Origin of the sequence: Allobosea sp. CER48, assembly GCF_044752385.1 — a bacterium.
Classification (GTDB): domain Bacteria; phylum Pseudomonadota; class Alphaproteobacteria; order Rhizobiales; family Beijerinckiaceae; genus Allobosea.
Window position 1 is genome coordinate 1 of the sequence record NZ_JBIWYK010000081.1, and the last position, 9,412, is coordinate 9,412.

At 68.3% G+C, this 9,412-nt stretch carries 7 protein-coding genes; all 7 read right to left on the reverse strand.

Annotated elements, in window-relative coordinates; all coding sequences use genetic code 11:
- Positions 1–23: 23 nt before the first annotated feature.
- The gene (gene mutL, locus ACIPIA_RS05225) at positions 24–1,829 is read right to left on the reverse strand and encodes a DNA mismatch repair endonuclease MutL (protein WP_400507341.1); all 1,806 of its coding nucleotides are present in this window, start codon (positions 1,827–1,829) and stop codon (positions 24–26) included.
- A 174-nt stretch (positions 1,830–2,003) separates the two neighbouring features.
- Positions 2,004–3,329, reverse strand: coding sequence for a glucose-6-phosphate isomerase (locus ACIPIA_RS05230; RefSeq protein ID WP_400507343.1), 1,326 nt, complete (start codon positions 3,327–3,329; stop codon positions 2,004–2,006).
- A gap of 35 nt (positions 3,330–3,364) precedes the next feature.
- On the reverse strand, positions 3,365–4,660 hold the full coding sequence (locus tag ACIPIA_RS05235; RefSeq protein ID WP_400507345.1) for a M16 family metallopeptidase: 1,296 nt from the start codon (positions 4,658–4,660) through the stop codon (positions 3,365–3,367).
- Between the two features lie 56 nt (positions 4,661–4,716).
- Positions 4,717–6,006 carry a M16 family metallopeptidase gene (locus ACIPIA_RS05240; protein WP_400507347.1) on the reverse strand — a complete coding sequence of 430 codons (1,290 nt, stop codon included), beginning with the start codon at positions 6,004–6,006 and terminating at the stop codon, positions 4,717–4,719.
- Between the two features lie 123 nt (positions 6,007–6,129).
- Positions 6,130–6,777 carry a hypothetical protein gene (locus tag ACIPIA_RS05245; protein WP_400507349.1) on the reverse strand — a complete coding sequence of 216 codons (648 nt, stop codon included), beginning with the start codon at positions 6,775–6,777 and terminating at the stop codon, positions 6,130–6,132.
- A 71-nt stretch (positions 6,778–6,848) separates the two neighbouring features.
- On the reverse strand, positions 6,849–7,334 hold the full coding sequence (gene lspA / locus ACIPIA_RS05250; RefSeq protein WP_400507351.1) for a signal peptidase II: 486 nt from the start codon (positions 7,332–7,334) through the stop codon (positions 6,849–6,851).
- On the reverse strand, positions 7,334–9,412 hold a 2,079-nt coding region (locus tag ACIPIA_RS05255; RefSeq protein WP_400507353.1), incomplete at its 5' end, for an isoleucine--tRNA ligase. The genes ACIPIA_RS05255 and lspA, both read right to left, overlap by 1 nt.

Consider the following 9,412-nt stretch of genomic DNA (forward strand, 5'->3'; position numbering starts at 1 on the left):
CTTTTACCGGCCGACCTGACCCCTCACCTTCTCCCGAACAGCCGCTCGATATCGCTGAGCTTCAGTTCGACATAGGTCGGGCGGCCATGGTTGCACTGGCCGGAATTCGGCGTGACCTCCATCTCGCGCAGCAGCGCGTCCATCTCCTCCGGACGCATGCGGCGGCCGGCCCGGACCGAGTTGTGGCAGGCCATCGTCGCCAGCACATGGTCCAGCCGGCGCTCCAGAGAGCCGGCCGTACCGTGCTCGGCCAAGGCATCGGCGACGTCGCGGACGAGGCGCTGGAGATTGCCGCCGGCGAGCTGGCTCGGCGCCTCGCGCACCAGAACCGCCCCGGGGCCGAAGGCTTCCAGCACGAGGCCAAGGCCTTCAAGCTCGCTCCCCGCCGCGATCAGGCGGTCGGCATCGACCGGATCGAGCTCGACCACCTCGGGCAGCAGCAAGGGCTGGCGGGCGATGCCGTTGCGGGCGCGCTCCGCTTTCAAGCGCTCATAGACGAGCCGCTCATGGGCCGCGTGCTGGTCGACGATGACGACGCCTTCCCGCGTCTGGGCGACGATATAGGTTTCGTGGACCTGGGCGCGGGCGGCGCCGAGCGGCCGGTCGAGCGCGTCGGGCGAAGGCTCGGCGAGATGCGCGCGGGCATCGGCGGAGGGGGCAGCGAAATCGGAGAAACCGGATTGCGGAGCGCTGGCCGGCGCCACAGCCGGCACGCTCCAGCCCGGCGCCTGCGGGAAGCTCGGGCGCGGGATCGCGCTTCCGCTGCCGCCCATCGAGAGCACGGCGCGGAAGGCTTCGAGGGTGCGGGCGCCTCCCGTCGTGGTGGCGCGATGACCGGCGGCGGCGAGCGCTGCCTTCAAGCCGGAGACGACAAGGCCCCGGACCATGGCGGGATCGCGGAAGCGCACCTCGCTCTTGGCCGGATGGACGTTGACGTCGACCGAACGCGGATCGCAGCCGACATCGAGGAAGAGCACGGGGTGCCGGTCGGACGGCACGACATCGGCATAGGCGCCGCGCACCGCCGAGAGCAGCAGCTTGTCGCGCACCGGGCGGCCGTTGACGGAGAGATGCACGCCGGCCGAGGTGCCGCGATGGAAGGTCGGCAGGCCGGCGAAGCCGGAGATGGTGAAGCCCTCGCGCTCCGCCTCGATCCGCAGCGCATTCTCGGGAAACTCACGACCGAGCGCGCGGCCGAGGCGGCGCAGCAGGCCGTCCTCCCCGATCGGCTCGGCCGGCCAGTCGAAGGCACTGACATGCTCGCCTTCCAGCGAGAAGCGGATGTCGGGATGGGCGATGGCGAGGCGCCTGAGCATCTCGGAGACGGCCTGGGCCTCGGCCCGGTCGCTCTTCAGGAATTTCAGGCGCGCGGGCGTGAAGATGAAGAGGTCGCTGACCTCGATGCGCGTGCCGGGCGCTGCGGCGACGGGGCGGACGACACCCTTTTCGCCGGCCTCGACGACGAGACCGGATCCCTGCGCGGCATCGCGCCGGCGTGTCGCGATCGAGAGCCGCGCGACAGAACCTATCGATGGCAGCGCCTCGCCGCGGAAGCCGAGCGTGCCGATGGCGAAGAGGTCGCCGTCCGGCAGCTTTGAGGTGGCGTGGCGCTCGACAGCGAGCTCGAGATCCCCCGGCGTCATGCCGGCACCGTCGTCGACCACGCGGATCAGTTCGCGCCCACCGGCCGCGATGGTGACGGCGATCGAACGGGCGCCGGCATCGATCGCGTTCTCGACCAGTTCCTTCACCGCAGCAGCCGGCCGCTCGATCACCTCGCCGGCGGCGATGCGATCGACCAGGACGGGATCGAGGCGACGGACGGTCATGGGATCTGGGTCAGCCCGGGGCGTCGCGCCAGCGACGAGCCCAGGATCCATGAACGCCGGAGCCTGCCGAAAAGGGCTGCTGCGGTTGAGAGAACCATGCTGGACCTGCGGTTATGGGTTCCGGGCTCAGGCCTTCGGCCTGCCCCGGAACGACTGAAAGGCAGGCCGAATCGCTCAGGCGCGCCCTTCGGCAAGATAGCGCTTGGCGAGGAGCTTCGCCTCCTCCACCGCCGGCTGGTCGAACGGGTCCACACCCATGGCGTAGCCGGTCAGGATCGTCTCCAGCATGAAATGCATCAGCATCTCGCCATGGCTGGTCTCGTCGATGCGCTCGACATGGAAGCGGCGCACCGCGCAGCCGTTCTTGGCGAAGGTGTCGATCATGGCGACACCTTGGGCCGCCACCATGTCGCCGATCGTCTTCCCGGCGAAATCGGCCTGGCCGATCTTCCCGGCGAGGCCGGCGTCGATCTGCGGGCCCTTGCCCTTCACGCCCGTGGTGACGACGGTGAAGAACTTGTCCTTGGGCCCGGCGAGATAGAGCTGCTGCTGCGAATGCTGGTCGACGGGGCCAAGCGCGCCGACAGGCTGCGTGCCCTGCCCGTCCTTGCCCAGGCTCTCCGCCCAGAGCTGCATCCACCAGCGGGTGAGCAGCGCGAGCTTGTCGGCATAGGGCATCAGCACAGCGATGTTCTTGCCCGAACGCATGGCGGCGAGATGCAGCGCCGCACCGACGGCCGCAGGCGTCTCGCGCACATCCTTGCCGGCGAGCAGCGGCGCCACCGCCCGGCCGGCGCCGAGGCGCAGCGCCTCGATATCGAGGCCGAGCACGGCGGCGGGCAGCAGACCGCAATTGGTCAGCACGGAATAGCGGCCGCCGACATCCGTATGATGCTCGAGGAACGGCGTACCGAAAGGCTCGAGCAGCGCGCGCAGCGGATGCAGCTTGCCGGGCCTGGCCGGCTCGGAAAGTCCCTCGAAACGCCCGCCGATCTGCTGGTCGCCGAGATGGGCACCGCGCAGCGCCTCGATGGCCGCGATCGACTGCAGCAAGGTCTCGCCGGTGCCGCCCGATTTCGAGATGGCGACGAACTTGGTTGTCTTCAGCGGCAGCTTGGCCAGCAGCGCCGCATAGGTTGCCGGGTCGAGGTTGTCGATGAAATGGACGCGGGGCCCGGCAGCGAACTGGGACAGGCCAGCGATGCCGTAGCCGGTCAGCTGCGCCAGCGTCTGGCCGCCGAGGCTGGAGCCGCCGGTGCCGAGCACCAGGACATCGGTGGTCCCGCCAGCCTTGAGCCGCTCGGCGGCCGCCTTCACCGGCGGGAGATCGGCGGTGTCGCTCGGCAGCTTCAGCAGCGGCAGCGAACCGTCCTTCGCCTGCCCCTGCAGCCTGGCCAGCGCTGGCTTGAGATCGGCCAACGCCTTCTCGAAGGCCGCATCGGGAATACCTCCCTTGCCGACCTTGGATTCGAGCGCGAGATCGAAGCTTTGCTGAAGCATGAACAGGATCCGTATCGACTGGAGACAGCGCTATTTCAGACCAGCCGCACCGGCTTGCCAACCGCCTGCACAAGCAGGTCGGGGTTGCCGAAGAGGCGCTGCGCCACCCGCTTGACGTCGTCGAGCGTCACGGCGGCAAAGAGCCCGTTGCGGCGGGCGAGGAAGTCAGGCGTATCGCCACGCAGCGCGAGATGCAGCAATTCGCCGGCGATCTTCGGCGAAGTATCGAAGCGCAGCGGATAGGAGCCGATGATGTAGCGCTTGGCCTCCTCGACCTCGTGCTCCGTCGGCCCCTCCGCGGCAAGCTTCAGCATCTCCTCGCGGATGACCTTCATCGACTCTGCCGCGCGGTCATTGCGGGTGGCGGTGCCGCCGACCAGCATGGCGCTCTCGCGCAGCGGCATCAGGCTGGAGGAGACGCCATAGGCGAGGCCGCGCTTCTCGCGGACCTCCATGAAGAGCCGCGAGGTGAAGGCGGAGCCCCCGAGGATGTGGTTCAGCACGCTTGCCGGGATGAAGTCGGGATCATGCCACATCAGCCCGGGACCGACGAAGCGCAACACGGTCTGCGGCACGTCGAGATCGATGACATGCGTCTGGCCAAGCCCCTGGATCGGCAGCGGCTGAGCCGGGCGCGGGCGCGGCTCGCCCCTGGGCAGGCCACCGAAGAGCAGGTCGAGGCGCCCAGCGAGCTCGGCCGCGGTGATATCGCCGACCACGACGACCTTCAGGCCGCCCCGGTCGAGCAGCGCCGGGGTCAGCGCCCTGAGCGCCGGTGCCTCCAGCTTCGAGACGCTGTCGATATCGCCCTTCTCGGGTCGGCTATAGGCATGCCCCGGAAAGGCCGTGGCATAGAGCGCGTTGCGGCACATCACCTCGGGGTTCTTCGCCTGACGCTGCAGCCCGGCGATGATCTGGGACCGGACGCGGCCGACCGCGTCGGCATCGAAGCGCGGCTGGTTGAGCGCCAGCGCCAGCAATTCGAACGCCGTGTCGCGATGGCTGGACAGGGTCTGCAGGTGGCCGTGGAAATCGTCGCGGCGGGCATCGAAGCCGAGGCTGATCGCATGGTCGGCCAGCCGGCCCTGAAAGGCCTCTGCATCGAGATCGCCGGCTCCCTCGTCGAGCAGCCCCGAAACGAGATACGCGCTGCCGGCGGCATTCTCCGGATCGCGGCTGGCGCCGCCGTCGAAGGCGAAGTCGACCGCGATCAGCGGCAGGCTGTGCTCCTCGACCAGCCAGGCCTCGATGCCGCCGGGCGAGCGGACGTTCTGGACGGCGATGGCCGGGCCGGCGGTGTTCAGAGCGGGTGTCGGGATCGGCGCGTTCATGTCGCTTCCTGTCGGCGGGGCGCGATGCCCGCCCGTTCGGTGAGTCGGCAACAGGGTCAGGCGGGCAGCAGCAGGCCGGTGACGCTGCGATCCGGCTTCAGATAGCGGCGGGCGGCCTCGACCACGGCATCGCGACCGACCGCCTCGATGCGCTGCGGCCAGGCGAGCACGTCCTCCACGGTCTCGCCGACGGCCAGCGCCGAACCGAAGATGCGGGCGAGCGACGACTGGTTGTCGCGGGCGAAGACCGTCTCGGCGACGAGTCGCGTGCGGGCCCGGGCCAGTTCCAGCTCGCTCGGGCCGTCAGCCAGGAAGGCGGCGAGCACGGCATCGAGCCCCGCCTCCATCGCCGCCATCTCGACGCCCGGACGCGGGCTCGCGGAGATCTGGAAGGCGGAGCGATCGACCATCGAGCCCATGAAATAGGCGCTGGCACCGGCGGCGAGTTCGTCCTCGACGCAGAGCTTGCGATAGAGCCGCGAAGTCGTGCCGCCGCCGAGAATCTCGGCAACGAGCTCCAGCGCCAGCACCTCTTCGCGCTGGCCGGTGGTGTAGGTCGGGGTCAGCCAGCCGCGGCGCAGCGAGGGCTGCTGGACGCGCGGGTCGTTCAGCTGCACGCGCCGCGAGGCGCGTGGCTCCGGCTCGATCGGGCGGTTGCGGGCAGGCGCGGCGCCACGGGCCGCGATCCTGCCATAGCTCTCCTCGGCAAGGCGGCGCACCTCGGCAGCATCGGTATCGCCGGCCACGACGAGAATTGCATTCTCGGGCGTATAGAACCGCTGGTAATAGGCGAAGGCGTCATCCCGGCTCAGGCGCTCGATTTCGTGCTCCCAGCCGATGATCGGCGTGCCATAGGGATGATGGAAGAACAGCGTCGCCGAGAACTCCTCGCCGAGCTGGGCGGCGGGATCGGAATCGACGCGCATGCGCCGCTCCTCGAGGACCACGTCACGCTCAGGACCGACCACACTCTCGTCGAAGGAGAGGCCCGTCATGCGATCGGCCTCGTAGTCCATCATCGCGCGCAGGTGTTCCTTCGGCACGCGCTGGAAATAGGCGGTGTAGTCGAAGGAAGTGAAGGCGTTCTCCTGGCCGCCATAGCCGGCGACGATCTTGGAGAACTCGCCCGCCGGCCAGCGCTGCGTGCCCTTGAACATCAGGTGCTCGAGGAAATGCGCAATGCCCGACTTGCCGGCCGGATCATCGGCGGAGCCGTTGCGATACCACACCATATGGGTGACGACGGGCGCCCGCTGGTCCTTTACGACGACGACATCGAGGCCGTTGTCGAGCCGGAAGGATTCGACAGGCTCCGCGAGGCCTGGCTGGCGCGCGTGGATAGTCACCTGATGCCGTCTCCCTGATCGACGAAAAAGGGCGAGCGCGACGCGCCCGCCCCGATAGACAACTTGGTCAGGCTCGGCCGGTTCGGCAAGAGGTGCGCCGCAGGCCGGCCGAAAGCGACCCGCTCAGGGCTGCATGACCGGGCCCTGCCCGGTCACGAACTCGCGCTGACCGACGGCCTGCTTGTCTTCGACCGGGCCACCCTGCCCCGGTCCGAGCGCAGCCGTGCCCGCCGGCATGCGGTAGCCGGTCGGCGGCTCGGTAAGCAGGCGACGCTGCGGCTCGGAGCCGTACGTCAGCTGTTCCTTGGATTCCTGATTGCGGCGGGACGCCAGGTCCCGGCCGATGCGGATCGGCTGAAGCTGGTTGTTGTAGTTGCCGTGCCCCCCGCTGATGGCCGGGGCGGCCCCGCCCCGCGCGGTGCGGCCGCGGCGCAGTACCTCCTGCGAGAGCATCGGGTTGTTGCGTGCCTTCTCCGACAGCGCATAGGGCGGGCGGTTGGCCTCGTCCTTGCGGCGCTGGATGTCGGGGTCGTTCGGCCAGGCGGCATTGCGGGTGCTCGCCGGATCCTGCGGACGCGGCAGCGTCGAGTTCGGCGGCACGACCAGCGGCGGCCGGGCGCGATAGTCGATGTCGTCACCGCTGCTCTTTCCGCCGAAGGTCCCCTCGAGCAGATTCTTGAACAGCATGCCTTCCTGCGCGAATGCAGGCTGGGCGGCCAGTACGAGCCCACCAGCGAGCAGCAGATGCGTCGCGCGGATGCGTTGCGCCATGTCAAATCTCCCTTTGGACGATCTCACGACCGCCTCAAACACGGACGAGCGGCGAAAGGATGGCGAAATCGTCACTCAGCTGTCTTTTCCCCAGCCGGTCGGAAGGACTCATACAGGAGCCCGACCACGCCGACAACGATCGCGACATCGGCGATGTTGAAGATATACCAGCTGAAATTACCCCAGTGGAAGTGAACGAAATCCACCACCGCGCCATAGACGGCCCGATCGACACCGTTGCCGAGCGCGCCGCCGATGATCAGAGCGAGGCTCAGCACCGTCAGCCGGTCATGGCTGCGCCACATCCAGCGCCAGAGCCAGATGGCCGCGACGAAGGAGATGACGACCAGGAACCAGCGGCCGAGGTCAGTGCCCTGCTGGAACAGCCCATAGGAAATCCCCCGGTTCCAGGCGAGCACGATCGTCAGGAACGAGGTCAGGTCGAAGGGGCCGTTCTCGGCCAGCCCGACGCCGTAGAGCAGCCAGCATTTCAGGACCTGATCGGCGATGAAGACGACCAGAACGGTGGCGAGGCCGAGACGGCGGGCAGGCGTCATCAGGCGCGTGCCCCCAACTCCTTCAGCGCCTGAGCGTCCCGCGGCGTCACCTGCGGATAAGCCGGATCGGCCGTCGCGGGATCGAAATACTTCCACGAGCGTGCGCATTTGATGCCGGCAGCGCGATGCGGCACCACCGCGACGCCCGGCACATCGGCGAGGCGGAAGGCCTCGGCCGGCCCGTCCCCGTTCTCGACGCGGATGCCCGAGGTGATGCTGATCTCGGCAAGGTCGACGCCGGACAGCGCGGCGAGAAGATCGGCATCGGCGACGAAGACCTGCGGCGCGGCCTCGAGCGAGGAACCGAGGCGCTTGGCGGCACGCTCCAGTTCCAGCGCACCGGTGACGGCGCGCCGGACGCGCCGGATCTTGGCCCAGCGCTCGGACAGCTCGGGATCAAGCCAGCTCTGCGAGGCCACGACGAAGCGCTCGAGATGGACCGACCCCTCGGCCGCCTTCTGCGCGGGATAGCGCTCCAGCCACGCTTCCTCGGCGGTGAAGACCAGGATCGGTGCAAGCCAGGTGGTGAGACAGCGGAAGAGATGGTCGACCACGGTCAGCGCGCTGCGCCGGACATGGCTGGACATCGGGTCGCAGTAGAGCGCGTCCTTGCGGATGTCGAAATAGAAGGCCGAGAGCTCGGTGTTCATGAACTGCGAGAGCAGGAACACGACCTTCTTGTAGTCATAGGTGCGATAGGCTTCCTCGACCTGCGGGCCGAGCTCCGCCAGGCGGTGAAGCATCAGCCGCTCGAGCTCCGGCATGGTCTGCGGATCGGAGACACGAACCTCCTCGCTGAAATGGGCGAGCGTGCCGAGCATCCAGCGCATGGTGTTGCGCAGCTTGCGATAGGTCTCGACGAAGGTCTTGAGGATCTCCTTGCCGATGCGCAGGTCGTCCGAATAGTCGGCAGCCGCAACCCACAGGCGCAGGATATCGGCGCCGGAATCCTTGATGATGTCCTGCGGCGCGGTGACGTTGCCCTTCGACTTCGACATCTTCTCGCCCTTCTCATCCAGGCAGAAGCCGTGGGTGAGAACGACGTCGAACGGCGCGCGGCCGCGCGTGCCGCAACTTTCCAGAAGGCTCGAATGGAACCAGCCGCGATGCTGGTCCGAGCCTTCGAGATACATCACCTTGTCCTTGCCGCCGTCGACGACGCGATGCGTCCTCAGATCGGCACGCTTCTCCAGGGTGAAGGCGTGGGTGGACCCGGAATCGAACCAGACGTCGAGCACGTCGGTGACGCGCTCGTACCGCGCCGGATCGTAGCCGAAGGGCTTCAGGAAGCGGGCGCCGTCCATGTCCGTGAACCAGGCATCCGCACCTTCGGCCTCGAAGGCTTCCGCGATCGCGGCGTTGACCCGGGCGTCGACGAGGATCTCCTTCGTCTCCTTCTCGACGAAGACGGTGATCGGCACGCCCCAGGCGCGCTGGCGCGAGACGACCCAGTCCGGACGGTTGGCGATCATGCCGTTGATGCGGTTCTCGCCGGCGGCGGGCACCCATTCGGTCTGCTTGATCGCCTTCAGCGCGCGGTTGCGGAGCGTGTCGGAGTTGCCCCCCGCCACCGGCTGCGGATCGGCGGCGTTCGGCACGCCGGCCTCGCCGATCGGCTTGTCCATGGCGATGAACCATTGCGGCGTGTTGCGGAAGATCACCGGCTTCTTGGAACGCCAGGAATGCGGATACTGATGCTTCAGGCGGCCGCGCGCGATGATGTTGCCGGTCTCGACCAGCGCCTTGATGACGACGTCGTTGGCGTTGCCCTTGTCCCCCTTGTCGGTGATGACCTGGGCGCCCTCGAAGCCCGGAGCCTCCCTGGTGAAGCGGCCATCGGCATCGACGGTGTAGGGGATGCGGGTATCGATGCCGCGCTCGGTCAACTGGCGGCCATTCGCCATCCAGACGTCGAAGTCCTCGCGGCCATGGCTCGGCGCAGTGTGGACGAAGCCGGTGCCGGCATCGTCGGTGACATGGTCGCCATCGAGCAGCGGGACGACGAAGTCATAGCCCCGGCCGCGCAGCGGATGGGCGACGGTCAGCGCCGCGAGCTGTTCGGCGGACACATCCGCGAC